Source organism: Falsiroseomonas sp. HC035, from assembly GCF_050563525.1.
Classification (GTDB): Bacteria; Pseudomonadota; Alphaproteobacteria; order Acetobacterales; family Acetobacteraceae; genus Falsiroseomonas.
The window spans coordinates 442,761-466,445 of record NZ_JBNXUN010000003.1; the positions used below are offsets into that span (position 1 = coordinate 442,761).

Here is a 23,685-nt window from a genome sequence, read left to right on the forward strand (position 1 = left end):
GCGCGAACATGCGCAATGACGAACAGGTCTGGCGCGAAGTCGACATCCGGCGCGAGGCCTATGCAGCCCTCAGCGATCGCGTCTGGGGCATGCCGGAGCTCTGCTACAACGAGCATCGGAGTGTCGCGGAACACGTCGCGATGCTGGAGACCGAGGGGTTCCGCATCACCCGCGACGTTGCCGGCATCCCGACGGCCGTGATGGGCGAGGCCGGCGAGGGGGGCCCTGTGATAGCCATCCTCGGGGAGTATGATGCGCTGCCCGGATTGTCGCAGGAAGCCGGGGTGGCGGAGCACCGGCCGATGCCCGGCGACGGCACGGGTCATGGTTGCGGCCACAACGTGCTCGGCGCGGCGAGCCTGCTGGCGGCGGCTGCGGTGAAGGACTACCTCAAGGCCAACGGCATCCCCGGACGCGTGCGCTACTACGGCTGCCCGGCAGAGGAAGGCGGCGCGGCCAAGGGCTTCATGGTGCGTGAAGGTGCCTTTGACGACGTGGACATCGCGATCTCCTGGCACCCCGCCAGCTTCTCCGGTGTCAACGAGCCGATCTCGCTGGCCAATACGCGCATCGATTTCTCCTTCACGGGTCGCGCGGCGCATGCGGCGTCCTCGCCGCATCTCGGCCGATCCGCGCTGGATGCGGTGGAGTTGATGAGTGTCGGCGTGAACTACATGCGGGAGCATATGCCGGCGGATGCACGGGTCCACTACGCCTATCTCGATGCCGGCGGCATCGCGCCGAATGTCGTGCAGTCCCGCGCCAGGGTCCGCTACCTGATCCGCGCCCGCAACCTGGTGGAGTTGAACGCCCTGGTGCTGCGGGTGCGCAAGATCGCCGATGGCGCAGCACTGATGACGGAGACCACGGTCTCCACCCAGGTGATCTCCGCGGTCTCGAACCTGCTGGGAAATTCGCCGCTGGAGCAGGCGATGCACGCCAATTTCGACCGGCTTGGGCCGCCGCAGTTCAGCGACGAGGATCGCGCCTTTGCAGCCGAGATCCAGAAGACGCTGCGGGAGGAAGACATTCTGTCCGGCTACCGGCGCCAGGGCGTTGCGCCGGAGACTGGCAAGGCGCTGTGCGACCTGATCGTCCCGCTGGGTGCGAAGGGGGCCGGCATGAACGGCTCGACCGATGTCGGCGATGTGGCCTGGAAGGTGCCGACGGTGCAGGCGCGTGGTGCCACATATGCCATCGGCACGCCGGGCCATAGCTGGCAGGTCGTGGCGCAGGGCAAGGCGCCGGCGGCGCATACCGGCATGGTGCACGTCGCGAAGGTGATGGCCGGCACGGCCGTGGATGCCATCCGCAACCCGGACCTCATCGCCAAGGCGAAGGCGGACCATGCGGCGCGCACCGGCGGCCGGCCCTATGAAAGCCCGCTGCCGGCTGATGCGAAGCCCGCGCTTGGCATGTCGCTGGCGGAGTAGCTCTACGCGATGTCAGTGTAGAGCTTCCTTAGCTTCGCCAGGTAGTCCGGCTGCCGCTTCTTCGCGGTGCCGGCTTGCACGTCCACCGGTGGCAGCAGCGTGTCGGAAGACTCCATCGAGAACTGCCGCACGAAATCGACACGCTGGTCGCGTGCCCTGGCCACAGCCGCCGCGTCGCCGCCGGCGCGCAGCACATTGGCAGCGACGACGCCGCATTCCACTGCCTGGGTCGCGCCCTGGCCCAGCGTCGGCACCATCGCCTGCGCCGCATCGCCGAGGAACAGCACACGGCCATCAAGCGCATGCCGCAGCACCGGCACGATGGCTGAGCGCGCCCAGTGGATCTCCGCAACATGCGCGTCGATCTGCGCCAGCATCCAGGCGACGGCCGGGCTGGGCTGCGCATCGGCCGGTGTGAACAGCGCGCGCTGTGCCGCCGCGGTCTTCATCGCATCGGGAATCTGGCGGTCGACGCCGAGCGGAAAGGTCCCTGCGATATAGACGGCGCCGCCCGGCACGCGGAAGGAAAGCAGGCGCGCGTTGCCGTTGAACCACTGGCCGTAATCGTCATAGGGACAATCCTGGGCCTCCGTTACCAGCAGCCGCCAGATGCAGACGCCAAGCAGCGTCCCTTCAGGTTCTCCCGCCGCCAGGCTGCGCAAGCGGCTGTAGCGACCATCGGCACCGACCAGCAGATCGAACCCACCATCGCGCACCAGGCCGTCGGGCGTCCGGAATACCGGCACGAGACGCCCGGCCGCGTCCTCCTCCAGCGCTTCCAGGGCGTGCGCACTGCGGGTGCAGCCTGCCACGGGGGCGCGCAGCAGGCGGTAGAGCTCGGACCATCGGATGCGGACACCGGGTTCCTCCGCCACCTCCCGCAGGTCGAGGTCGAACAGGCGGGTGCCGTCGGCCAGGTCGATGAACCAGCGCTGCCAGGGCAACGAGGCCTCGCGCAGCGCAGCGTGCCGCTCCGGCCGGTTCAGCCGGAGGGCTTTCAGCGCGTTCGGGCCGATGTTCAGCCCAGTGCCGGCCTCCGCCTGGTCACCAGGCGCGACGCGCTCGAACGCCGTGACGTCGAAGCCTTCAAGCCCCTCTGCCAGCAGGCTGCCGGCGACGCCGGTGCCGATGATGCCGATCCGCATGATTTCGTCCCGAATTTCCGCGCACGGCCGTGCAAATGCCGCGCCAGGGGACTTATGCTCCCCCCATGCCCAAGCTTTCCATCCACCGCCTGCCCATGGCCCATCCGGGCGACCTCTCAGCCCTGACCGCGCTGATCGCGACGGGCGAACTGCGCGCCTCCGATATTCAGGCAGTGATCGGCAAGACCGAGGGGAATGGCGGTTTGAACGACTTCACCCGCGGCTACTTTACCCAGTCGCTGATGCTGCTTCTGGCGCGGGAGACGGGGGAGGACGCAGCCTCGCTAGCCGCGCAAATTCCCTGCGTGCTGTCCGGCGGCACGGAGGGCGCGCTTTCGCCGCACTACCTGGTCTTCGCCGTGGATCGGTCGCAAGCCGGTGCGCGTGGCCTGGCCCTCGGCACCGCCTTCAGCCCGCCGACACCGGCGGCGGCCATTGGCCGGGATGCGCAGATCCGCCAGGTGGCGCAGGCGGTGCGGGATGCCATGGCGCAGGCGGGCATCACGCGGGCCGAGGATGTCGTGCTGGTGCAGGTGAAGGCGCCCTGCGCCCAGGCGCCCGGGCCGGAGGCGCGCTCGTCCGACCCGCGCGTGCTGATGGCGCTGTCCCGCGCCGCCGCGGCCTTCGGCGTGGGCCAGGCGCTCGGGGATATTCCCGATCCAGCTGAGCAAGACCTGCTGCGTGACATGAACCGGTTCTCGAACCGCGCCAGCATTTCCTCCGGCATCGAGGTGACGGCGAATGAGGTGGTGGTCTTCGGACACGCCGATGGCTGGGCGCCAGGCATGACGGCTGGCGTCGCGCCAATGGCTGACCTGCTTGACCTCGCAGGTGTGGTCGCCGCATTTCGCGCCGCCGGACTTGATGCCGCGCCCGCGGTTCCGGCGGCGCAGCAGGGTCGCGTGCTGGGCGTGATTGCGAAGGGCGAACCAGAGCGGAACGGCGCGATCCGCGGGGCGCGCCACACCATGCTGGGCGATACGGACCTCGACGCCCAGCGCCACCTGCGAGGTGCGCTGGGCGCCATCGTCGCAAGCGTGGCAGGTACTGGCCAGGTCTTCGTCAGCGGCGGGGCGGAGCATCAGGGGCCGCCGGGTGGCGGCCTGGTCTGCGTCTTCGCCCGCGCCTGACGGTCAGCGCGCCGCATCCACCACGGCATGCGTCCAGGCACCGGTCGGCGCGCGGGCGATGACGGGGGACTCGCCGCCGGAGGAAAGCAGGGTCTGCACCGTGCGCTCGTAGTCCGCCGGATCGAGGCGGCCACCGCCGCTGGTGTCCAGCAGCTTGGCGATCTCACCCATCATGCGGCGCTGATGCGCTTCGGTCTGCGCACCGGAGGCATCGTTGTCCAGCACGATGGCCGCCGCCGCATCCGGGTTCGCGCGCGCCCAGTCCCAGCCCTGCATGGAAGCGCGCACGAAGCGGCCCATGCGGGCCACGAAGGCTGCATCGGTCAGTCGGCTTTCAAGGACGTAGAGGCCGTCCTCCAGCGTGGCGACGCCCTGGTCGGCGTAGCGGAACACCGTCAACTGATCGGGCCGGAAGCCACCATCGATGACCTGCCAGTATTCGTTGTAGGTCATTGTGGACACGCAGTCGGCCTGGCGCTGCAGCAGCGGGTCCACATTGAAGCCCTGGCGCAGCACGCGCACGCCCTGCGGCGTGCCGTTGGTCGGCAGGTTGAGGCGCGACATCCAGGCCAGGAACGGATATTCATTGCCGGAGAACCAGACGCCCAGCGTGCGGCCGCGCAGGTCCGCCGGCGTGCGGATGCCGGTTTCCGCGCGGCAGGTCAGCATCAGGCCGGATTGCTTGAAGGGCTGCGCGATGTTCACCAGCGGCACGCCACGCTCCCGGCTGGCCAGCGCCGCCGGCATCCACTCCACCACCACATCGGCGCGGCCACCGGCCATCACCTGCGGCGGCGCGATGTCCGGCCCGCCTGCGTTGATCCGGACATCCAGGTTGGCGGCGCGATACATTCCCCGCGCCTGCGCCACGTAGTAGCCGGCAAACTGCGCCTGCGTGACCCATTTCAGTTGCAGCGTCACACGCTCCTGCGCACTCGCCGCGGCTGCGCCGGCCAGAAGGCCAAGTCCGACCAATCCACCCAGAAGTGTCCTGTGCATGCCTGTCTCTCCTGTTTCAATTGCGGACCGAGGGGTGCCAGAAGGTCGCCGCGCGCTCGGCCAACGCCACCAGCCCGTAGAATGCCGAACCTGCCACCGCCGCGACAACGATTTCCGCCCAGACCATGTCGAGCGCCAGCCGCGCCGCCTCCGTGGTGATGCGAAAGCCCATGCCGGTGGTCGGGCTGCCGAAGAACTCGGCCACGATGGCGCCGATCAGGGCCAGCGGCGCGTTGACCTTGAGCGCGGTGAAGATGAAGGGCAGCGCCGCAGGCAGCCGCAGCAGCCACAGCGTCTGCCGATGGCTGGCGGCATAGCTGCGCATCAGGTCGCGCTCCAGCGCCCCAGCCGCGGCAAGCCCGGCCACCGTGTTCACCAGCATGGGGAAGAACGTCATGGCCACGACGACGGCCGCCTTGGACTGCCAGTCGAAGCCGAACCACATCACCATGATCGGCGCGATGCCGACCACTGGCAAGGACGCGACCAGGTTTCCCAGCGGCAACAGGCCGCGGCGCAGGAACGGCACGCGGTCCGCCAGCAGCGCCATCGCGAAACCGGCAGCGCCACCGATGACGTAGCCGGCCAGGACCGCCTTCAAGAAGGTCTGGGCGAAATCCTGCCACAGCAAATGTGCCGAGGCCGCCATGCGCACGGCAATCGCGGAAGGCGCCGGCAGCAGCACCATCGGCACACCAAGGCCCACCACCAGCAGTTCCCACGATGCCAGCAACGTCGCACCGAAGGCGAGCGGAGCGCCGAGCGCGCGCCAGCCCTCTCCGGGCGCATCCCCCAGGCGCTGCACCAGCACCGCGGCCAGAAGGGCGAGGATGCCCGCCGCGGTCCAAATCCCAGCGGCGGGCAGGCCGCCATGCGCGCCGGCGATCGCCGCGGCGAAACCGGCACCGACCAGGGCGGCCAAAGGCGCCGTCCTCATGTACGCGCACCCATGCGGCGCGCGAGCATCCGCTCCGCCGCGCCCAACAGCCCGACCAGGCTGGCCGAGAGCAGCGCCGCCATCAGCAGGGCCGACCAGATCTGGATGGTCTGGCCGAAATAGGACCCGGCCAGCAGCCGGGCACCGAGCCCGGCCTGCGCCCCGGCCGGAAGTTCCGCCACGATTGCCCCGACCACCGCGGCGGCAATGGCCACCTTGAGGCCCGCGAACAGGTAGGGCAGCGACGCCGGCAGGCGCAGCTTCCAGAACAGCTGCGCGCGCGAGGCCGACCACGTCCGCATCAGGTCCAGCGCCATGGCGTCCGGCACCCGGAACCCCTTCACCATGCCGATGGCCACCGGGAAGAAGCAAAGATAGGCCGCGATGATCGCCTTCGGCAGCACCCCCTGCAGCCCCAGCGCCCCGAGCGCCACGATGACGATGGGGGCAAGGGCCAGCACCGGCACGGCCTGGGAGGCGACGATCCACGGCATCAGGCTGCGCTCCAGCGCCCGGATGTGGACGATGGCCACCGCCAGCACCACGCCGAAGGCCGCCCCCATGCCGAAGCCCATCAGTGCGGCGGAAAGGGTGACCCAGGCGTGGTGCACCAGGCTGCGGCGGGAGGTGACGGGCAGCGTCGCGGTGGTGCGCCAGAACTCCTCCAGGATCTGGTGCGGCGCGGGCAGCAGCGGCCGCGCGTGGTTCAGCGTCAGCCGCACCATCTCCGCCGCATTCGGCGCGGCACCCGCCCGTGCCTGCGTGTCCGCCACCACCTGCCAATTCATCCAGACGGCACCGAGGTACCAGGCCACGACCAGCACCGCGCAAACCGTCAGCACGGGCAGGATGCTTCTAGACATCGTAGGAATGCCCTGCCCGCAGCCCCTCGCGCACGCGCTGGGCGATGCGCAGGAATGCCGGCGTCTCACGAATCTCGAGCGGACGGTCCGGGCCGAGGTCGCACTCCACGATGTCGGTGATGCGTCCCGGGCGCGGCGACATCACCACGATGCGGGTGGACAGGAAGACCGCCTCCGGAATCGAATGGGTGACGAAGACCACAGTCTTGCGCGTCGCGGCCCACAGCTTCAGCAACTGCTCGTTCAGGTGGTCGCGGACGATTTCGTCGAGCGCGCCGAAGGGCTCGTCCATCAGCAGCAGCTGCGGCTCGAAGGCCAGCGCGCGTGCGATGGAGGCACGTTGCTGCATGCCGCCGGAAAGCTGCCAGGGGAACCGGCGTTCGAAGCCCGAGAGGTTGACCAGCGCCAGTTGCGCCCGGGCGCGCACCTCCCGCTCCGCTCGCGCCACGCCCATGATCTCCAGCGGCAGCATCACGTTGCCGAGGATGGTGCGCCAGGGATACAACGCCGGCGCCTGGAAGACATAGCCATAGTCGCGCGCCAGCCGCGCCTGCGCCGGACTGCGTCCGTTCACGGTGATATGGCCCGCGGTCGCGCGCTCCAGATCCGCGATCACGCGCAGCAGCGTGGTCTTGCCGCAGCCGGATGGGCCGATCAGCGAGACGAACTCACCCGGCGCGACATCGAGTGTCACGTTGGACAGCGCATGCACCGTACCGTCCTGCGTCGGGAAATCGAGCGACAGGTTTCGGGCTGAAATGACCGGCTCAGCCACCGTTGCTGATCTCCCACAGCCGGCAGGGTCCGAGCGGCATTTCCAGTATCTCGATCCCCCGGCCCGGCAGGTCCAGCGCATCCTCCAGCGCCTGGGCGAACAGCGCGCCGACCGGGATGGCCCCTGCCTCCCCGGCCCCCTTCACGCCGAGCGGGTTCAACGGCGAGGGCGTCACCGTATGCTCCAGCCGCATCCGTGGCACATCGAGCGCGGTCGGGATGAGGTAGTCGGCCAGGCTGGCATTCAGCAACTGGCCCTCCGAATCCCACTCGAGCTTCTCGAAGAAGGCATTGCCGATGCCCTGCGCCACGCCGCCATGGATCTGCCCGGCGAGGATCAGCGGATTGATCACCGTGCCGCAGTCATGCACCACCACGTAGTCCAGGATGGTGGGCCGCATGGTCGCCGGATCCACCTCAACGATCATCGCATGCACGCCGCTGGCCGTGGCTCCGCTGGCCGGGCCGAAATAGCTCGTCGCTTCCAGCCCCGGCTCCGTACCGGGCGTCACCGCGCCCCGCATGGGATTGGCGAGGCCGGCAAGCGCGCCGAGGCGGATGGCGTGGTCCGGCACGCCGGCGACGTGCACGGCGCCGTCGGCCAGCACGAGGTCCTCCTCGGCGCATTCAAAGTGCCTGGCTGCAGTCCGCAACACCTTCTGCCGCACGACCTTCGCCGCCTCATGCGCGGCAGACCCGGCGACGACCGCGCCACGGCTCGCGAAGGTGCCGACGCCCCAGTAGAACTGGTCGGTATCGCCTGTGGTGACCTCGACGTCGCGCACATCGACACCGAGCTGTTCGGCCACCACCTGCGCGAAGGCGGTGGCGTGCCCCTGGCCCTGGCTGCCGATGCCGGTGGCCAGGCTGACTTTCCCGGAACTCTGCACCTGCACCTTGGCCCCCTCGTAGGGACCGATCCCCGTGCCTTCGACATAGCAGACCAGGCCGATACCCACGGCACGACCCGCCGCCCGCGCCTCCGGCTGCACGCGCGAGAGGAAATCCTGGTAGCCGATGGCGGCCAGCGCCTTGTCGAGAATCGGCTCGTAATTGCCGCTGTCATAGGAAAGACGAGAAAAGTCCTGGTAGATCAGGCCCTGGTCGAAGGGGAAGGCGTCAGCCGGGATGAAGTTGCGGCGGCGGATCTCGGCGCGGTCCAGCCCGAGTTCGCGCGCCGCGATGTCCAGCAGCCGTTCCATGACGAAGACGCCGTGCTGGCGGCCGGCCCCGCGGTAGGGCGTGACCAACGTACGGTTGGTGAACACCGCGGTGAAGCTGCTGTCATAGGCCGGCACCACGTAGCAGCCGAGCAGCGTGCACTGGCTGTTCAGCGGCACCGTCAGGCCATAGGGGTCATACGCACCGGTGTCGTGCAGGAAGACATCGCGCACGCCGAGAATCTTCCCGGAAACATCCAGCGCCATCTCGGCATCGTGGATCTGGCTGCGCTCATGCGTGGTGGCGAAGAAATGCTCCAGCCGGTCCTCGATCCACTTCACGGGGCGGCCGAGTTGGATGGCGGCCCAGGGAACCAGCACCTCCTCTGGGTAGAACATCATCATCTTCGGTCCAAAGCCGCCGCCGATGTTCGGCGCGACCACGCGAACCTGGCGTTCCGACAGCCCCAGCATCGCCGCCAGTCCGTTACGGATCACGACCGGCGCCTGGGTCGTGTCCCACACGGTCAGGCGATCCGCGCGCGGATCCCAGCTCGCGACGACGCCACGCGTCTCCATCGGAATGGACGCGCCGCGATCGTAGGTGAAGCGCCGCCGGAGAACGAGATGCGCGGACTTGGCGGCCGCTGCATAATCACCGCGCGCCTGACGCACATGTGCGGCGATATTGCCGGCGAGGTCGTCATGCACACGCGTCGCGCCGGGCGCCAGGGCGGCCTCCAGGTCACCGACCGCCGGCAGCGTCTCCCACTCAGCAAGGATGTCGCCCACCGCATCCTCGGCGAGGTAGCGGCTTTCCGCCACCACCATCGCCACCGGCTCGCCGACATGCCGTGCCTTATCGCGCACCAGGGGCACTTGGCAGCGCTGATGGAATTCCATGCCCGGCACCGGCGGCGGCGGCACCAGAAGCGGTCCGGGCTTCCAGTAGTCGCCGAGGTCAGCGGCGGTCACCACCGCCACCACGCCTGGCCGAGCCTTCGCCGCTGCGGTGTCCAGCGACACCAGGCGCGCATGCGCATGCGGGCTGCGGAAGAAGGCGACGTGCAGCAGGCCGGGAAGTTCGACGTCATCGACGAACAGCGCCTCGCCGCGCAGCAGGCGCGGGTCCTCGTTGCGGGTCAGCGGCGTGCCGAAGCTGTTCACGCGCGGGACGCCCGCAGCACCGCATCTACGATGTGCTGGTAGCCCGTGCAGCGACAGAGATTGCCGGACAACGCCTCCCGCACCTCCGCCTCATCGGGGTTTGGATTCTCGGCCAGGAAGGCCGTCATGGTCATCAGGATTCCCGGCGTGCAGTAGCCGCATTGCAGGCCATGCGCGTCCTGGAACGCCTGCTGCAACGCATCGAGCTGGCCCGGTCCGGGTGCCAAGCCCTCCACTGTCCGGATCTCGTGCCCCTGCGCCTGCACGGCGAAGGCCAGGCAGGCGCGGGCGGGTGCGCCGTCCCACAGGATGGTGCAGGCCCCGCAGACGCCATGCTCGCAGCCGACATGCGTGCCGGTCAGGCCGATCTCGTGACGCAGGAAGTCGCTCAGCAGCAGGCGCGGCTCGACATTGCGAACATGGTCCGTGCCATTCACCCGAACCGTCACCTTCATGCCGCCGCCCTTTCCGCGGCCACCGCCAGCGTTCGCCGCACCAGGACAGCAGCCAGGTGTCGCTGATAGGCCGGCGAGGCCTGCACGCTGCCCATCGGATCGATCTCCTGCACCGCCAGTTCGGCCGCGGCCGCGCAATCGGTCTCCGTCAACCCTGTGCCGACCAGCCCCTGCGCCGCCTGCACCGCGAGCATCGGAATCGGCCCGGCACTGCACAGCGCGAGCCGCGCCGCGACGCATCGGCCATCGGCCCCACGCCTCAGCACCGCCGCGACGCCCATCATGGCGTAGTCCCCGCGCCGCCGCGCAACCTCGAGAAAGGCCGTGCCGGTACCGGGCGGCAATGGCGGCACCTCAATCTCAGCCAGCATCTCATCCTCACCCAGCACGGTCGCCAGAGGCCCCACGAAAAACGTCTCCGCCGCCACGCTTCGCACGGCGCTTGCGCTGCGAACCAGGAAGTGCGCCTGAAGCGCCAGCATCACCGCCGGCATCTCGCTGGCCGGGTCGGCATGAGACAGGTTGCCGCCGAGTGTGCCCCGCGTACGAATCTGGGGATGTGCGACTTCCGCCAGCGCCTCCGCCAGCAGCGGCTGCCGGCGGGCAACCGCGGCATCACGCTCGATTCCGCGATAGCGGGTCATCGCGCCGATCACCAGCGTGCCGTCCGCCAAGAACTCCAGATGATCCAGCGCCGAGATCCGTGCCAGGTCGACCAGCACCGCGGGCTGCGCCACGCGGAAATTCATGGCCGGCACCAGGGACTGGCCCCCGGCCAGGAACCGCGCGGCCTCGCCATGCTCCGCCTTCAGCGCCAGTGCTTCCTCAATCGTCTCCGGCGCATGCCACTGGAACGGAGCCGGCTTCACGCATTCATCCTCATGAGATCAAACCTGCCAGAAGCCGCCCGCGCCGGGCCACAGGCATTTTTGTCCTGACCGCGGAATGTGGATGCCAGACTGCCCAGCGCTTGCACAGGCTGCGCGCGGCATGGTCAGCTTGCCGCATGCCCCTCGCCTATCTCGCCGGCCCAGACGTGTTCCTGCCCGACGCGCCGGTGCATGCCGCGCGCAAGGCCGCCATCTGCGCCAGCCATGGCCTGACCGCCCTGCCGCCCCTGAACGAGGATGTGGCCACCCTCTCCGCCATGCCGGACAACGAGGCGTGGAGGGTGATCTTCGCCAAGGACCTGGCGATGATGCAAAGGGCCGACCTCGTCATCGCCAACCTGACGCCGTTCCGCGGCGCCTCGGCCGATGCCGGCACCCTGGTCGAACTGGGCTGGTTCCTAGGCCGCGGCCTGCCGATCTTCGCCTATTCCAACAGTGCTACGCCCTTCGCTACCCGCAGCGCGTCGCAATGTGCCGCCGTGCCGGACCCGATGCCCGGGCTGACCGTTGGGGGCTTCGGCCTGCCGGACAACCTGATGATCCCCGGCGCGGTGGAGGCCGGCGGCGGCCTGTCCATCCTGCTGCCCGAGGGCAACCAGGACCTGCCCTTCGACTCGCTGGAGGTCTTCGCGCGCTGCGTGGCACTGGCCGCGGCGCAACTCAGGCCTCAGCGTCCGGACCAGTGAACGAAGCGCTTCTCCAGCAGGATGAACATCAGGTTCAGGAGGTAGCCGAGGGCACCGGCGACGAAGATGACGCCGTACATCAGGCCGCTTTCGAACAGCATCTGCGCGTTGATGACGCGGTGGCCGAGGCCGTCGGTCGATCCGATGAACATCTCCGCGACCACCACGATTACCAGGGCGAGCGAGACGCCGCTGCGCATCCCGACCAGGATCTGCGGCAGCGCCTCCCAGATCAGCACGTCGACCAGGATCCGCCCTGGACCGGCGCCCATGATGCGCGCGGCCAGGACGCGGGTGCGGCGGGCATTGATGACGCCGTAGGCAGCGTTGAACAGGATCACCAGCGCCGCCCCGAACGCCGCGACCGCGACCTTGGTCCCCTCCCCCGGCCCGAACAGCACCAGGAACAGCGGGAACAGGGCGGAAGCCGGGGTCGAGCGGAAGAAATCCACCACGAATTCGACGCTGCGGTACAGACGCTCCTGCGCCCCAAGCGCGACGCCGAGCGGCACGCCGATCGCGCTCGCAATGAGGAATGCGAGGCCAGTGCGCTCCACCGTCCGCCAGGTATCGTGCAGCAGCGTGCCGCTGGTGAAGCCGCGCCAGGTTTCACCGATGGCCTCGGCCGGTGGTGGCAGCAGGATCGGGTCCGCAACCCGCAGCCACACTGCGGCCTGCCACAGCAGCAGGAAGCCGGCAGCCCCGGCGATGGGCGCGCCAAAGGCTTTCATGTGGCGACTGCCTTCTGGAACACGTCGAGGCAATGCGCCTTCAGTCGCACGAAGTCCTGAGTGGACAGCGCCTCTGCCTCCCGCGGCCAGGGCAGCGGGATGGAAAGATCGTCCGCCACCGTCGTGGGTCGCCGCGTCAGCATCAGCAGACGGTCGGCGAGGATGATGGATTCCTCGAGGTCGTGCGAGACGAGGATGGTCGTGACGCCAAGGTCCTTCAGCACCCGCTGCAACAGGCTCCGCAGCGAAAGCGTCGTTTCAAAATCCAGCGCCGAGAAGGGCTCGTCCAGAAACAGCACTTCCGGCTCCACCGCCAGGGCGCGCATGATGGAGACAAGCTGCTGCTGGCCGCCGGACAATTCATAGGGATACCGTTTCAGGTCGAAGCGCACGCGGAAGCGTTCCGCGAGGCTCGCGACGCGCGCCTCCACCTCGGCGGCGGGCAGACCCATGCGCCGCAACGGGTAGCGGATGTTGTCGACCGACCGCCGCCAGGGGAACAGCGCCTCGCGGTAGTTCTGGAAGACGTAGCCGACGCGAACCTCGGAAACCTCGCGGCCATCGTACAGGATTTCGCCGCCATCCTTCGGCAGAAGGCCGGCGGCCATGTTGATGAGGGTGGACTTGCCGCAGCCGTTCGGCCCGAAGATGGCCAGGATATCCCCGCGGCGCACGTCGAGGTCGAAACCTTCGTAGACCGGCTGCCCCGCAAAGGACTTGCTGAGCCCCCGGATCGTGATGGCGGCCTCGCGCGGCTTCACAAGGCGCGCAGGAAGCTGCCGACGGCGATCTGGTTGCGTACCACGCCCTGCGCCACCGCGAGGTCCACGAACTTCTGGAAGTCGGCGATGTCCTGCGGCGTCAGGTCGCGCACCATGACGAAGTTCACCAACGGCACGGTCGGTGCCAGCTCGGCCGAGGTCTGCATGTGCTGTACCAGAAGCGGCCGCACGGCGCTGGGATCCGATGCAATCAGCGCGCAGGCCTTGGACCAGCTGTTGGCGAAGCGGCGAGCGACTTCCGGCTTCTCCTGGACGAACCTGCCGGTGAGGGCGGCTCCGGCCGCGAAGGCCTGCGCTTCCGCACGGCCCAGCAGGTGCGTGGCGATGACACCCGCTTCCAGACGCCGCGCGGCGCCGGCACGCTCGGCGATGGTCGCCACGGGTTCCAGCGTGTAGGCGGCATCGAAGGTGCCGGCTGCGAGCGCGCCGACATGCACGCCCATCTGCTGTTCCTGGATGGTGTAGTCGCGGCCTTCCTGCAGGCCGTTGGCCGCCAGCACGGCGCGCGCGGCGGACAGGTTGGCAGGGCCTGGCGCGGACAGGATGCGGGCGCCCTTCAGGTCCCGGATGGCCTGCGCCGGGTGCTGCGGGCGGACCACGAACTGTTCCATCCGGTAGCGCGCATTCTGGCCGTTCAGTGCGATGTAGAGCGCCGTCTCCGCACGACGTGCATTGATGTTGGCCCCCTCCAGCGTCACCAGATTGGAAGCCGCCTCGACATCGCCGGAGACCATGGCCTGCACGATCAGCGGCGCTGCCTGCAACGGAATGGCGCTCGCCTCGATACCCTCGGCCGCGAAGAAGCCACGCTCGGCCGCCACGTAGTAGGGCAAAGCGGAGGAGACGTTGAAGACGGCGACGCGGACACGGTCGCGGGCCTGCGCCCTGGCGATGGACGGCGCTGCGAGGGATGCCAGCAGCAGCGGGCGGCGGCGGATCATTCGGGCATCCTCATACAAGCTTCGGATAGGTGGCTGGATCGTGGAAGTTGGCGCCGGCGACGTAGCGCCGGTGGTCCGACTGGTCCGGCCGCGCGCCGCGTTCCGACATGCCGTCGAAGGTCAATTCCAGCTGCACGCCGGAGGGGTCGTGCACGAAAAGCTGCCAGAGATGAGTGCCCGGCACGAGAAACTCGCGCCAGTCCAGGCCGGCGGCCCGAAACCGGGCGATGAAGGCGTGGTATCCGTGGCAGGCGAGCGAGACATGGTCGATCGCTCCGGTCCCGATCGGCGCCACCCCGTCCCGCCCCAGGGCCGGACCGCCGGCATAGACATGGAGGATGGCGGCGCCACCCGGCATCGGCACGGCAAGCCAGGCGCCTGGATAGCCGAGGTCCGGACGTGTCGCCTGCCGCAGCCCGATGATGCGCGTGTAGAAGGCGACCGTGGCCACCAGGTCATTGGTCTTGATCGCCACATGAAACAGCCCTGCGGTAACCGCCGCGCCATCCAACTCCGCCATGAGTTCCGCATCCACCATCCCCCTGGAAGCCAGCAATGCGCGTGCCACGGCGACGCACTTCCCGCCCTGCCGCCGCAAGCTCCTGCGCCACACCTGCTGCCTCTGTTGGTTGCCGCATTTGCACCAGGCTTGGGCAGTCCCATGCGGCGCGCCATCGCGCCGAATGGGATTGACCGCAAAGCCCGCCACCGCCTACCTGCCAGGCCTGATCGCGCGCCTAGCCGTTCGCGAAACCGGAAGTGCAGAATGAGCCTGACAGGCCCCGCGCCAGCCCGGCGGACGCCGACCCGCCGGATCAGCACCTCGCGATGAGGCCGACCGACATACCCGGCCGGCTCGACCGCATCGCGCGGGAGGACGGCGCGCTCGGCACCTTCTGGCAGGTCGATGCGGCTGGCGCGCTGGCGGTTCGGCCTGCCCAAGGCGCGCTCCGTGGCCTTGCCGTAGGCATAAAGGACAATGTCGACGTCGCCGGCCTGCAGGCCACTGCCGGAATTGCCGCCCTTCGCGGCCGAAGCGCCGAAGCCGACGCGCCCTGCGTCGCCGCGCTGCGGCGTGCGGGCGCGGTCATCCTCGGCAAGCTCGCCATGCATGAAGGAGCGTTGGGCGCGACAACTGATACGCCGGGATTCGGCCGATGCATCAATCCGCTCCGCGCCGGGTATACGCCTGGTGGCTCCTCCGGCGGCTCCGCCGCGGCGGTCGCGGCGGGCTTCGTGGACCTGGCTGTCGGCACGGATACGCTGGGGTCCGTCCGCATTCCGGCGGCCTATTGCGGCGTGGTGGGGCTGAAGCCAACGGCGGGCCTCATCGGCCGCAGCGGCGTGGTGCCGCTTTCACCCACGCTGGACCACCTGGGCACGCTGGCGCGCACGCCTATGCTGGCGGCGGGCGGCCTCGAGGCCATGATCACCGAGGACCTTGCCGATCCTGCCTTCCGGCCCGCCCCCGCCGGCTGGCGCGCCGTGCCCGAGGCACCCACGGACCCCGCAGGTCTGCGCGTCGGCTTGCCGCAGCCGGTTCTCGATGCGGCCATGGAGCCGGCCATCCGCGCGGCATGGATGGCCGCCGCGGCGCAACTCGGCCGTGCCGGCGCCTCGGTCGCGACGATTGCCGTGGCAGCCTGGGATCCCACAGCGGCGCGTCGCGCCAGCCTGCTGGTGATCGAAGCGGAGGCCGCCGCGCTGCATCCGGCGCTGATCGATGATCCGCGTGCCGCATCACCTGGCTTTCGCGCCGCGCTCGCCTATGGCCGCGATGCCGGCTCGGTGCGCCTGGCGCGGGCCCTGTTCCGGCTTGCCGAGGTTCGGGCTGGCGCCCTGCGGGCCCTGGATGCCTGCGACATCCTGCTCATGCCGACGGCGCCACAGCGCGCCTTCCCACACGGCATGGCCGCGCCGGTGGATCAGGCCGACTTCACGGCACTCGCCAACATCGGCGGCCAGCCCGCCATATCGATTCCCTGGCCAGCGGAGGATGGCGGCCTTCCCTGTTCGGTCCAGATCGTTGGGCGAGCCTATGACGAGGCGCGGCTGGTCGGTCTGGCCGAAGCCTTGTACGCACTCTCCCGAGGCTCAACAGGCAAGGGGTTTCCGGGCTAGCCTACGCTGCATTGCAGCAACCGGAGTCGTTCCCGCATGGACCGCTTCTTCGAACTCACAGCACGCGGCAGCACGCCGCGCACCGAGATCATGGCGGGGCTCGCGACCTACCTGACCATGGTCTACATCGTCGTGGTCAATCCCTCGATCATGGCCGCGGCGGGCATCGACCAGGGCGCTGCGTTCGTCGCAACCTGCCTCGCGGCCGCCATCGGCAGCGTGCTGATGGGCATGCTGGCGAATTTCCCCATCGCTTTGGCGCCCGGCATGGGGCTGAACGCCTACTTCGCCTTCGTGGTGGTGGGCGCCATGGGCATTCCCTGGCAGGTGGCGCTGGGCGCCGTCTTCGTCTCCGGCTTCCTGTTCTTCCTGGTATCGGTGCTGCGGATCCGGGAGTGGCTGGTGAACGGCATCCCGATGTCGCTGAAGCTTGGCATCGCCGCGGGGATCGGCTTCTTCCTGGGGTTGATCGGGTTGCGGGGAATGGGGCTCGTGGTGGCCAATCCTGCGACGCTGGTCGGCCTCGGGCCGCTTTCCGCGACCAGCACCCTGCTGGCATGCGCCGGCTTCGTTCTCATCGCGGGCCTGGTGGCGCGGGCCGTGCCGGGAGCCATCGTGCTCGGCATCATCGCCACGGCGGTGGCGGGCATTCCTTTCGGGCTGACGCAGTTCGGCGGCATCGCATCCCTGCCGCCATCCCTCGCACCGACCTTCCTGCAGATGGACATCGCCGGCGCGATCGGGATCGGGCTGGTCGGAATCGTCTTCACCTTCTTCCTCGTCGACCTGCTGGACAACACCGGCACGCTGATCGCCACCACGCATCGGGCCGGGTTGATGAATCCGGACGGGACGGTGCCTCGGCTGGGCCGGGCGCTGATGGCCGATTCAGGCGGCGCGATGATGGGTGCCGCCCTCGGGACCTCGACCACCGTCTCCTACATCGAGAGCGCGGCCGGCATTCAGGCCGGAGGGCGCACGGGGCTGACGGCGGTCACCGTCGGCTTGCTGTTCCTGCTGACGCTTTTCCTGGCGCCGCTGGCGACCTCGATCCCGGGCTACGCCACCGCCCCGGCGCTGGTCTTCGTCGCCTGCCTGATGGCCAAGGCGCTGAAGGACCTGGCGTGGGACGACACGACGGAATACCTGCCGGCGATCCTGACGGCGCTGGCGATGCCCTTCACCTTCTCCATCGCAACGGGCATCGGTCTGGGCTTCATCAGCTTTGCCCTGGTGAAGACGGTCGCGGGGCGGGCCGGAGAAGTGCATGGTGCCGTGTGGCTGCTGGCGGCCCTTTCCGCCGTGAAGTTCTCAGTGGGCTGAGCTACCGCACACCCGCCCGCCGCAGTTCCGCATCCAGGCGACCCGTCAGCAGCAGCGAGGCCATCCGCAGGTCGCTTCCCAGCGACCAGAGCGGATGCCCGAAGGTGGCCGGCCGGTTTCCTTCGATGGCCAGATGCGAGGCCCAGGCCGCGCCGTAGCCGACGACGAGTCCCGCCAGCAGCAACCACAGGGGGCCAGCCAGCAGACCCCAGGCGAACAGCCCAAGCCCGGCAACTGTCCCCGCCGCATGGACCGCGCGGGTCCGCGGATCGGCATGCTGGCGCAAGTAGTGCGGCCAGAAATCGGCGTAGCGCGTGAAGCTTGGTCCTGACATGGCGGACGGAGCATAGCCTGCCTCCGCTGCCGATCCGTAAGGCTTCATCGCTTTGCCGCTTCCGCCAGGGGCGCAGTTTGGCCAACTTGTGTTCGATGCAGCTCCCCTCCGCTCTGACGCCCCTCCGCCACCCGGCCTTCCGGCTGCTCTGGCTGGCCAACCTCTGCAGCAACACTGGGATGTGGATGCAGAATACCGGCGCCGGGTGGCTGATGACCTCACTCGCGCCGTCCCCCCTCATGGTCAGCATGGTGCAGGTGGCCAGCCTGCTGCCGGTGTTTCTTCTGGCCCTGCCCGCGGGGGCGCTCGCGGATATCGTGGATCGTCGCCGCTACCTGATCTTCGCGCAGGCCTGGATCGCCTGCGCCGGCGCACTGCTGGCGATCCTCGCCTGGACAGGCAACCTTGGGCCCTGGGGCCTGGTGGCGCTGACCTTCGCCATCGGCGTCGGCACCGCCATGAATTCCCCGGCCTGGGCGGCAACGACGCCGGAGACGGTGCCGCGCCAGGACCTGACGGGGGCCATCGTGCTGAACGGCATCGGCTTCAACCTGTCCCGCACGGTAGGGCCGGCGATCGGCGGCTTCACCGTGGCCGCCGCGGGGGCGGAGGCGACCTTCGCGCTCAACGCACTGTCCTTCCTGGCGGTTATCGTCGCGCTGCTGGTCTGGAAGCGGGAGGCACCGCGCGCCACCTTGCCCAAGGAACATTTCCTGTCCGCCATCCGCGCCGGCATTGGCTACACCCGCGCCAGTCCCGTGCTTCGCGGGGTGATGCTGCGCGGCTTCGTCTTCTTCCTGTTCGCCGCGGCGCTCTGGGGCCTGCTGCCGCTGCTGGTCCGCCAGCAGCTCGGCCTGGGACCGGAGTGGTTCGGGATCATGCTGGCGGCAATGGGCGTCGGTGCCGTCGCCGCCGGGTTGCTGCTGCCCTCGCTGCGGGGGCGGCTCGACCGTGGCGGCACCGTGACCGCCGCCTCCCTGATCGCCGGCGCGGCCCTCATCTTGCTGGGGCAGTCGCATCACTGGGCGGTCGCGATGCTGGCGATGGTGCTCTACGGCGTCGCCTGGCTGGCGGGCGCCTCGACCCTGCAGGCGGCGGCGCAGCTTTCGGTCCCGTCCTGGGTCCGCGCCCGCGCCATCGGAATCTATCAGCTGGTGACCTTTGGTGGGCTCACCCTAGGCGCCGGTTTCGGCGGATGGGGCGGCGAAAGCTTCGGCATCGGCTACGCCCTCGGCCTGTCCGGGCTGCTCTGCGCCATCGGCGGCGTTCTCGTCCGGCGCTTCATCATCGAACCGCCCGCCGCCGAATCCGCCGTCCCCGCACCCGATGCGCCAGCCCCGAGCGTGCCGCGTCCCGAACCCGCCGCGCAGGCGCTCACGGGTTTGCTGCACGACGAAAGCGGCCAGGTGCTGGAGGTCGTCCGCTACCATATCGACCCCGCGAACCGCAGCGCCTTCCTGGCCGCCATGGCGGAGTGTCGGCAGGTGCGCCTGCGCAACGGGGCACTCGGCTGGCGTCTTTTCGAGGATGTCGCGCATCCCGAGCGATGGGTCGAGTTCTGGATTATGCAGAGTTGGACCGAGCACCTGCGGGAGGAGGGACGAATGACCGATTGGGATCTGACGGTGCTGTCCCGTGCCGCCCGCCTGCACCGCGGGGAGGCGCCACCCGAGGCCGCGCGCTACCTGAATGTCATGCCAGGATTGCCGTCCTGAGGGGATGCAACGCGACCACCCGTCGCCACGTTAAGCCGCGACGCAACAGCGACGGAGACACCCATGGCCAAGCCCGCCTCGAAGAGCCGCATCGACCTCCAGGACAATGCGAAGGCAACCTCCATCCAGGTGCTGCAGGCCTGCCTGACGGATAGCATCGACCTCTACAACAGCACCCGCCAGGCGCATTGGAACGTGAAGGGCCCGAACTTCATCGGCCTGCACACGATGTTCGAGACCTTCTATGACCAGCTGGCTACAGACATCGACGAGTTGGCGGAACGCCTGGTGCAGCTCGGCGGCACCGCCATCGGCGGCAGCCAGGCCGTCGCCGGCCAGACCCGCCTGCCCGCCTACCCAGCGGAGCTGAAGGCCGGGCTCGATCATGTGGCCGCCCTGACCGACCGCTACGCCGCACTGGCCAAGAGCATGCGGGAGGGCATCGACCAGACGGACGAGGCCGGCGATGCGGACACCGCCGATATCCTCACCGGCGTGTCCAAGAACCTCGACAAGGCCCTTTGGATGCTGGAAGCCACGGCGACCACCGGCGGCTGAGCCGCCTTGGGCCGGAGCGGGGCCGGGCAGGCCCGCTCCGGCCTCATCATCCCTTCGGTTGTGCAGGACGTGACCCGCCGCTATCTTGGGCCGGAACCTGAGAACACAGCATGAACGACTTGTTCAAGGCCGGCCGCGCCTCGAAGCTGCCCGCGAAGCCGCCCACCGCGATCACTCCCGTCACCTCGGACTACTCCGCCAAGGACATCGAGGTCCTCGAGGGCCTGGAGCCGGTGCGCCGTCGGCCGGGCATGTATATCGGCGGGACCGACGACAACGCGCTGCACCACCTGGCGGCCGAGGTCCTGGACAATTCCATGGACGAGGCGGTCGCGGGGCACGCCGACCGAATCGATGTCACGCTGGAGGCCGAGAACTGGCTGACCGTGCGCGACAACGGCCGCGGCATTCCGGTCGACCCGCATCCCCGTTTCCCCAAGCTGTCGGCGCTGGAGGTCATCCTCACCACGCTGCACTCGGGCGGCAAGTTCTCCGGCAAATCCTATGAGACCTCCGGCGGCCTGCACGGCGTCGGCTCCTCCGTCGTCAATGCGCTGGCGGAGCGGCTGGAGGTGGAGGTAGCACGCGAACGGACTCTCTATGCGCACGCCTTCGAGCGTGGGAAGCCGGTGCAGAAGCTGAAGACAGTTGGCCCTGTGCACAACCGCCGAGGCACCCAGGTGAGGTTTCGACCGGACCCGGAGATCTTCGGCAAGCAAGTCTTCAGTGCCGCACGGCTACACCGGCTCTGCCGCTCCAAGGCCTATCTGTTCCGTGGCGTGGAAATCCGCTGGTCCTGCGACCCGAAGCTGGTCGAGGGCACCGAGACGCCGGCCCAGGCCGTGCTGCACTTTCCCGGCGGCCTCTCGGATTTCCTGGCCGCCTCGATCGAGGGACGCACGCCCGTCGTGGCCGCACCCTGGGCTGGGGACGCGACCTTCCCCGACGGCGCCGGCCGGGCCGAATGGGCAGTGACCTGGCTGGAACAGGGCGATGGCTTCCTGTCCACCTACGCCAACACCATCCCGACGCCGCAGGGCGGCACGCATGAGGCAGGTCTGCGCGCCGCCCTGGTCAAGGGGCTGCGGGCGTATGGCGAACTCAAGAAGGAACGTCGGGCGGCGAATGTGACGGCGGAGGACCTGCTTGGCGGCCTCGCCGGCATGCTGTCGGTCTTCGTGCGGGACCCGCAGTTCCAGGGCCAGACCAAGGACCGCCTGACCAGCCCGGAAGCGGCACGGCTGGTCGAAGCGGCGCTGCGCGACAATTTCGACCATTGGCTGGCTGGTGATCCGAATCGGGCGGACAACCTGCTGGCCTGGTGCATAGAGCGAGCCGAGGACCGCATCCGCCGGCGCGAGCAGAAGGAGACGCCGCGCAAATCCGCCACCCGCAAGCTGCGGCTACCCGGCAAGCTCGCTGACTGTTCGCGGGAAGGCGTCGACGGCACGGAGTTGTTCCTCGTCGAGGGCGATTCGGCCGGTGGCAGCGCAAAGCAGGCGCGGGACCGGGAGACCCAGGCGGTCCTGCCGCTGAAGGGTAAGATCCTCAACGTCGCCAGCGCCAGTGCCGACAAGCTGCGCCAGAATCAGGAATTGCGTGACCTGATCGAGGCGCTGGGCTGTGGCGCCGGCGACAAGTTCGACCTTGGCCGGCTGCGCTACGGCCGCATCGTCATCATGACGGACGCCGATGTGGACGGCGCTCATATCGCCGCACTGCTGATGACCTTTTTCTACAAGGAACTGCCGGAACTGGTGCGCCAAGGCCGGTTGTTCCTGGCCCAGCCACCGCTGTTCCGGCTGCAGGCCTCCGGCAAGACGATCTATGCGCGCGACGACGCGGACCGGGAACGGCTGTTGAAGAAGGAGTTCAAGCCCAACCAGAAGGTCGATGTCAGCCGGTTCAAGGGCCTTGGCGAGATGCCGCCCGCCTCGCTGAAGGAGACCACCATGGACCCCAAGCGCCGCAGCCTGTTGCGGGTGGTGCTGCCGACGGAAGACCGGGCGCGGACCTCCGAGTTGATCGAGGCTTTGATGGGCCGGCGGCCGGAACTCCGCTTCCGCTTCATCCAGGACAATGCCGCAAGGCTGGACGAGGAAGCCGTGGATGCCTGATGCGGCGCCGGCCTAGCCGCGCGCCGCGCGCGTGATCCCGACGACGAAGGGCAGCGGGTCCACCGGCCGCACCTGCCGGGTCGGCGACGTCACCTGCACCTTCAGATAACGGCCAGACGCCGTCCCAAGGCAAAGCAGGGTCTGCACCGGCTGGCGCCCATAGGTGCCCTGGAGTGTCGCGCATTGCAACGGCGCCTGGCCGGGGATGTCGAGCCGGGTGCGGTCCCGCTCCGCCAGGTTCTGGCTGGTCCGATCCTCGGCCAGGTCCAGCACTTCCCGCACGGCAAGGGCGAATTCCTGCTGGACGCCGGCAGCGCCGATATCCGCAGGGATTGCGGCCTGGCCGCGGTCGTAGACGCTGACCGTGGCGACGGCGCTGCGCCCCGGCCCAGCATAATCAACGGTGACACCCAGGCCCGGGCGGGCCTGTTCGTGCCACGTGGTTTCCCCACGCTCGAAGTCGGCCACCTGAATCGGTAGCCGACCTGCCATCGCCTCCAGCGAGGCACGCGCGTCGCGCCCGGCGGTTCCCGGGCCCTGCTGGGTGGCACAGGCCGCAAGGAGGCCTGCCGCCAGCAGGCCCATCGCCGGGCGCATCGGCCAGGTCATTCCTGGTTGCGCCGCATGACCTGTCGGGTCACGTCGACCATGAGCGTCGCCACCACGGTCAGGACAGCCACCTGGATGACCGTCGCGAGGACCCACAGGCCGATCGGGAACACGTCGGGCAGTGCCATCCAGCCGAGCGGCAGGAACAGGTAGGCATAGGCCTGCGGCACGTTCTCAGCGACCTGGTTGGTCCCCTCGTAGATCATCTGGAAGGCGACGTAGAGAATGACCAGCAGGCCGACCCAGGCGATCCAGCGATGCTTGTCGAGCAGCCGGGCGATCAGCGTCGCGGCAACACCCATCAGTACGACCGAGAAGGCGAGGCCGATGATCAGGATGTAGGGATGGTCCTTCGCCGCGCCGGCGACCGCCAGCACGTTGTCGAGGCTCATCGAGACGTCGGCCACCAAGATCTGGATGATCGCCTGCTTGAGCGTCTTGCGTGGTGGCCCGCCTTCCTCGCCCGCGACAGGCACATCCTCATGCGCAACATGGGGGCTGCGCAACTCGCGGTACATCTTCCAGCAGACCCACAGCAGCAGGATGCCGCCGGCCAGCACGATGCCGACGATGGACAGCAACTGGACCGTGATCGAGGCGAAGGCGATGCGCATGACGGTGGCGGCGACGATGCCCCAGAAGATCGCCTTGCGGCGCTGGTCGGCCGGCAGGCCTGCCGCCGCCATGCCGACGACAATGGCATTGTCTCCGGCCAGCACGATGTCGATGAGGAGCACCTGGCCCAGGGCGGTCAGCTCCGGCCCCCACTGCGTGAAGAAATCCATGTCCGCCTCGATCCATCCAGAAGTTCGCCG

22 protein-coding genes and 1 pseudogene are annotated in these 23,685 nt (G+C 69.0%); 8 read left to right on the forward strand and 15 right to left on the reverse strand.

Annotated elements, in window-relative coordinates; all coding sequences use genetic code 11:
- Window positions 1-8 precede the first annotated feature (8 nt).
- A complete protein-coding gene (locus ACLF3G_RS09975; protein WP_430669205.1) occupies window positions 9-1,433 on the forward strand; it encodes a M20 family metallopeptidase in 1,425 nt (474 codons plus the stop codon).
- A gap of 2 nt (window positions 1,434-1,435) precedes the next feature.
- On the opposite strand, the gene ACLF3G_RS09980 is transcribed toward ACLF3G_RS09975, so the two are convergent.
- Window positions 1,436-2,578 carry an FAD-dependent oxidoreductase gene (locus tag ACLF3G_RS09980; RefSeq protein ID WP_430669206.1) on the reverse strand — a complete coding sequence of 381 codons (1,143 nt, stop codon included), beginning with the start codon at window positions 2,576-2,578 and terminating at the stop codon, window positions 1,436-1,438.
- A 65-nt stretch (window positions 2,579-2,643) separates the two neighbouring features.
- On the opposite strand from ACLF3G_RS09980, the gene ACLF3G_RS09985 reads away from it, so the two are divergent.
- Window positions 2,644-3,708, forward strand: coding sequence for a ring-opening amidohydrolase (locus ACLF3G_RS09985; RefSeq protein WP_430669207.1), 1,065 nt, complete (start codon window positions 2,644-2,646; stop codon window positions 3,706-3,708).
- A gap of 3 nt (window positions 3,709-3,711) precedes the next feature.
- Here ACLF3G_RS09985 and ACLF3G_RS09990 read toward each other — a convergent pair whose 3' ends face one another.
- Genes ACLF3G_RS09990 through ACLF3G_RS10020 form a run of 7 tightly spaced genes read right to left on the reverse strand, consistent with a single transcriptional unit; the run spans window position 3,712 to window position 10,932 of the window.
- Complete coding sequence (locus ACLF3G_RS09990; RefSeq protein ID WP_430669208.1) at window positions 3,712-4,707, reverse strand: ABC transporter substrate-binding protein; 996 nt, start codon at window positions 4,705-4,707, stop codon at window positions 3,712-3,714.
- Window positions 4,708-4,723: 16 nt separating this feature from the next.
- On the reverse strand, window positions 4,724-5,644 hold the full coding sequence (locus ACLF3G_RS09995) for an ABC transporter permease (protein ID WP_430669209.1): 921 nt from the start codon (window positions 5,642-5,644) through the stop codon (window positions 4,724-4,726).
- Window positions 5,641-6,507, reverse strand: a complete 867-nt coding sequence (locus tag ACLF3G_RS10000; protein ID WP_430669210.1) for an ABC transporter permease — start codon at window positions 6,505-6,507, stop codon at window positions 5,641-5,643. Before ACLF3G_RS10000 ends, ACLF3G_RS09995 begins: the two co-directional genes overlap by 4 nt.
- Window positions 6,500-7,282, reverse strand: coding sequence for an ABC transporter ATP-binding protein (locus tag ACLF3G_RS10005; protein WP_430669211.1), 783 nt, complete (start codon window positions 7,280-7,282; stop codon window positions 6,500-6,502). Before ACLF3G_RS10005 ends, ACLF3G_RS10000 begins: the two co-directional genes overlap by 8 nt.
- Window positions 7,275-9,608 carry a molybdopterin cofactor-binding domain-containing protein gene (locus ACLF3G_RS10010; protein ID WP_430669212.1) on the reverse strand — a complete coding sequence of 778 codons (2,334 nt, stop codon included), beginning with the start codon at window positions 9,606-9,608 and terminating at the stop codon, window positions 7,275-7,277. The genes ACLF3G_RS10005 and ACLF3G_RS10010 overlap by 8 nt, the downstream gene beginning before the upstream one ends.
- Window positions 9,605-10,063, reverse strand: a complete 459-nt coding sequence (locus ACLF3G_RS10015; RefSeq protein ID WP_430669213.1) for a (2Fe-2S)-binding protein — start codon at window positions 10,061-10,063, stop codon at window positions 9,605-9,607. The genes ACLF3G_RS10010 and ACLF3G_RS10015 overlap by 4 nt, the downstream gene beginning before the upstream one ends.
- Window positions 10,060-10,932 carry an FAD binding domain-containing protein gene (locus ACLF3G_RS10020; protein ID WP_430669214.1) on the reverse strand — a complete coding sequence of 291 codons (873 nt, stop codon included), beginning with the start codon at window positions 10,930-10,932 and terminating at the stop codon, window positions 10,060-10,062. The genes ACLF3G_RS10015 and ACLF3G_RS10020 overlap by 4 nt, the downstream gene beginning before the upstream one ends.
- A gap of 137 nt (window positions 10,933-11,069) precedes the next feature.
- On the opposite strand from ACLF3G_RS10020, the gene ACLF3G_RS10025 reads away from it, so the two are divergent.
- Window positions 11,070-11,639, forward strand: coding sequence for a nucleoside 2-deoxyribosyltransferase (locus tag ACLF3G_RS10025; RefSeq protein ID WP_430669215.1), 570 nt, complete (start codon window positions 11,070-11,072; stop codon window positions 11,637-11,639).
- Here the strand turns inward: ACLF3G_RS10025 and ACLF3G_RS10030 are convergent.
- From ACLF3G_RS10030 to ACLF3G_RS10045, 4 genes are read right to left on the reverse strand one after another with little or no spacing between them, the layout of a single operon-like run.
- A complete protein-coding gene (locus ACLF3G_RS10030) occupies window positions 11,621-12,370 on the reverse strand; it encodes an ABC transporter permease (RefSeq protein ID WP_430669216.1) in 750 nt (249 codons plus the stop codon). The genes ACLF3G_RS10025 and ACLF3G_RS10030 overlap by 19 nt on opposite strands.
- Window positions 12,367-13,131 (reverse strand): ABC transporter ATP-binding protein, encoded by a 765-nt coding sequence (locus ACLF3G_RS10035; protein WP_430669217.1) that lies wholly within the window; start codon window positions 13,129-13,131, stop codon window positions 12,367-12,369. Before ACLF3G_RS10035 ends, ACLF3G_RS10030 begins: the two co-directional genes overlap by 4 nt.
- Window positions 13,128-14,093, reverse strand: a complete 966-nt coding sequence (locus tag ACLF3G_RS10040; RefSeq protein ID WP_430669218.1) for an ABC transporter substrate-binding protein — start codon at window positions 14,091-14,093, stop codon at window positions 13,128-13,130. Before ACLF3G_RS10040 ends, ACLF3G_RS10035 begins: the two co-directional genes overlap by 4 nt.
- A gap of 10 nt (window positions 14,094-14,103) precedes the next feature.
- A complete protein-coding gene (locus tag ACLF3G_RS10045) occupies window positions 14,104-14,661 on the reverse strand; it encodes a VOC family protein (protein ID WP_430669219.1) in 558 nt (185 codons plus the stop codon).
- A 260-nt stretch (window positions 14,662-14,921) separates the two neighbouring features.
- Between ACLF3G_RS10045 and ACLF3G_RS10050 the strand changes: the two genes are divergently transcribed.
- Complete coding sequence (locus tag ACLF3G_RS10050; protein ID WP_430669220.1) at window positions 14,922-16,214, forward strand: amidase; 1,293 nt, start codon at window positions 14,922-14,924, stop codon at window positions 16,212-16,214.
- A gap of 36 nt (window positions 16,215-16,250) precedes the next feature.
- The gene (locus ACLF3G_RS10055; protein ID WP_430669221.1) at window positions 16,251-17,537 is read left to right on the forward strand and encodes an NCS2 family permease; all 1,287 of its coding nucleotides are present in this window, start codon (window positions 16,251-16,253) and stop codon (window positions 17,535-17,537) included.
- 1 nt (window position 17,538) lies between these two features.
- Here the strand turns inward: ACLF3G_RS10055 and ACLF3G_RS10060 are convergent, their stop codons facing one another.
- On the reverse strand, window positions 17,539-17,871 hold the full coding sequence (locus tag ACLF3G_RS10060) for an Mpo1-like protein (protein WP_430669222.1): 333 nt from the start codon (window positions 17,869-17,871) through the stop codon (window positions 17,539-17,541).
- 95 nt (window positions 17,872-17,966) lie between these two features.
- Between ACLF3G_RS10060 and ACLF3G_RS10065 the strand changes: the two genes are divergently transcribed.
- The 3 genes from ACLF3G_RS10065 to parE all read left to right on the forward strand — a co-directional run bounded on the left by ACLF3G_RS10065 (window position 17,967) and on the right by parE (window position 22,261).
- Complete coding sequence (locus ACLF3G_RS10065; protein ID WP_430669223.1) at window positions 17,967-19,586, forward strand: MFS transporter; 1,620 nt, start codon at window positions 17,967-17,969, stop codon at window positions 19,584-19,586.
- 63 nt (window positions 19,587-19,649) lie between these two features.
- Window positions 19,650-20,144, forward strand: a complete 495-nt coding sequence (dps, locus tag ACLF3G_RS10070; RefSeq protein WP_430669224.1) for a DNA starvation/stationary phase protection protein Dps — start codon at window positions 19,650-19,652, stop codon at window positions 20,142-20,144.
- Between the two features lie 110 nt (window positions 20,145-20,254).
- The gene (gene parE, locus ACLF3G_RS10075; protein ID WP_430669225.1) at window positions 20,255-22,261 is read left to right on the forward strand and encodes a DNA topoisomerase IV subunit B; all 2,007 of its coding nucleotides are present in this window, start codon (window positions 20,255-20,257) and stop codon (window positions 22,259-22,261) included.
- 12 nt (window positions 22,262-22,273) lie between these two features.
- Here the strand turns inward: parE and ACLF3G_RS10080 are convergent, their stop codons facing one another.
- Both ACLF3G_RS10080 and ACLF3G_RS10085 read right to left on the reverse strand, forming a co-directional pair.
- On the reverse strand, window positions 22,274-22,870 hold the full coding sequence (locus ACLF3G_RS10080; protein WP_430669226.1) for a hypothetical protein: 597 nt from the start codon (window positions 22,868-22,870) through the stop codon (window positions 22,274-22,276).
- A gap of 167 nt (window positions 22,871-23,037) precedes the next feature.
- Window positions 23,038-23,655 (reverse strand): annotated as a pseudogene (locus ACLF3G_RS10085) (TerC family protein); the annotation flags it as partial.
- Window positions 23,656-23,685 lie beyond the last annotated feature (30 nt).

Bases quoted from the DNA above. Each gene is read 5' to 3' on its own strand.
- ACLF3G_RS09975 (WP_430669205.1), top strand. From the start codon at position 9: ATGCGCAATGACGAACAGGTCTGGCGCGAAGTCGACATCCGGCGCGAG.
- ACLF3G_RS09980 (WP_430669206.1), bottom strand. From the start codon at position 2,578: ATGCGGATCGGCATCATCGGCACCGGCGTCGCCGGCAGCCTGCTGGCA.
- ACLF3G_RS09985 (WP_430669207.1), top strand. From the start codon at position 2,644: ATGCCCAAGCTTTCCATCCACCGCCTGCCCATGGCCCATCCGGGCGAC.
- ACLF3G_RS09990 (WP_430669208.1), bottom strand. From the start codon at position 4,707: ATGCACAGGACACTTCTGGGTGGATTGGTCGGACTTGGCCTTCTGGCC.
- ACLF3G_RS09995 (WP_430669209.1), bottom strand. From the start codon at position 5,644: ATGAGGACGGCGCCTTTGGCCGCCCTGGTCGGTGCCGGTTTCGCCGCG.
- ACLF3G_RS10000 (WP_430669210.1), bottom strand. From the start codon at position 6,507: ATGTCTAGAAGCATCCTGCCCGTGCTGACGGTTTGCGCGGTGCTGGTC.
- ACLF3G_RS10015 (WP_430669213.1), bottom strand. From the start codon at position 10,063: ATGAAGGTGACGGTTCGGGTGAATGGCACGGACCATGTTCGCAATGTC.
- ACLF3G_RS10025 (WP_430669215.1), top strand. From the start codon at position 11,070: ATGCCCCTCGCCTATCTCGCCGGCCCAGACGTGTTCCTGCCCGACGCG.
- ACLF3G_RS10030 (WP_430669216.1), bottom strand. From the start codon at position 12,370: ATGAAAGCCTTTGGCGCGCCCATCGCCGGGGCTGCCGGCTTCCTGCTG.
- ACLF3G_RS10040 (WP_430669218.1), bottom strand. From the start codon at position 14,093: ATGATCCGCCGCCGCCCGCTGCTGCTGGCATCCCTCGCAGCGCCGTCC.
- ACLF3G_RS10050 (WP_430669220.1), top strand. From the start codon at position 14,922: ATGAGGCCGACCGACATACCCGGCCGGCTCGACCGCATCGCGCGGGAG.
- ACLF3G_RS10055 (WP_430669221.1), top strand. From the start codon at position 16,251: ATGGACCGCTTCTTCGAACTCACAGCACGCGGCAGCACGCCGCGCACC.
- ACLF3G_RS10060 (WP_430669222.1), bottom strand. From the start codon at position 17,871: ATGTCAGGACCAAGCTTCACGCGCTACGCCGATTTCTGGCCGCACTAC.
- ACLF3G_RS10065 (WP_430669223.1), top strand. From the start codon at position 17,967: ATGCAGCTCCCCTCCGCTCTGACGCCCCTCCGCCACCCGGCCTTCCGG.
- dps (WP_430669224.1), top strand. From the start codon at position 19,650: ATGGCCAAGCCCGCCTCGAAGAGCCGCATCGACCTCCAGGACAATGCG.
- parE (WP_430669225.1), top strand. From the start codon at position 20,255: ATGAACGACTTGTTCAAGGCCGGCCGCGCCTCGAAGCTGCCCGCGAAG.
- ACLF3G_RS10080 (WP_430669226.1), bottom strand. From the start codon at position 22,870: ATGACCTGGCCGATGCGCCCGGCGATGGGCCTGCTGGCGGCAGGCCTC.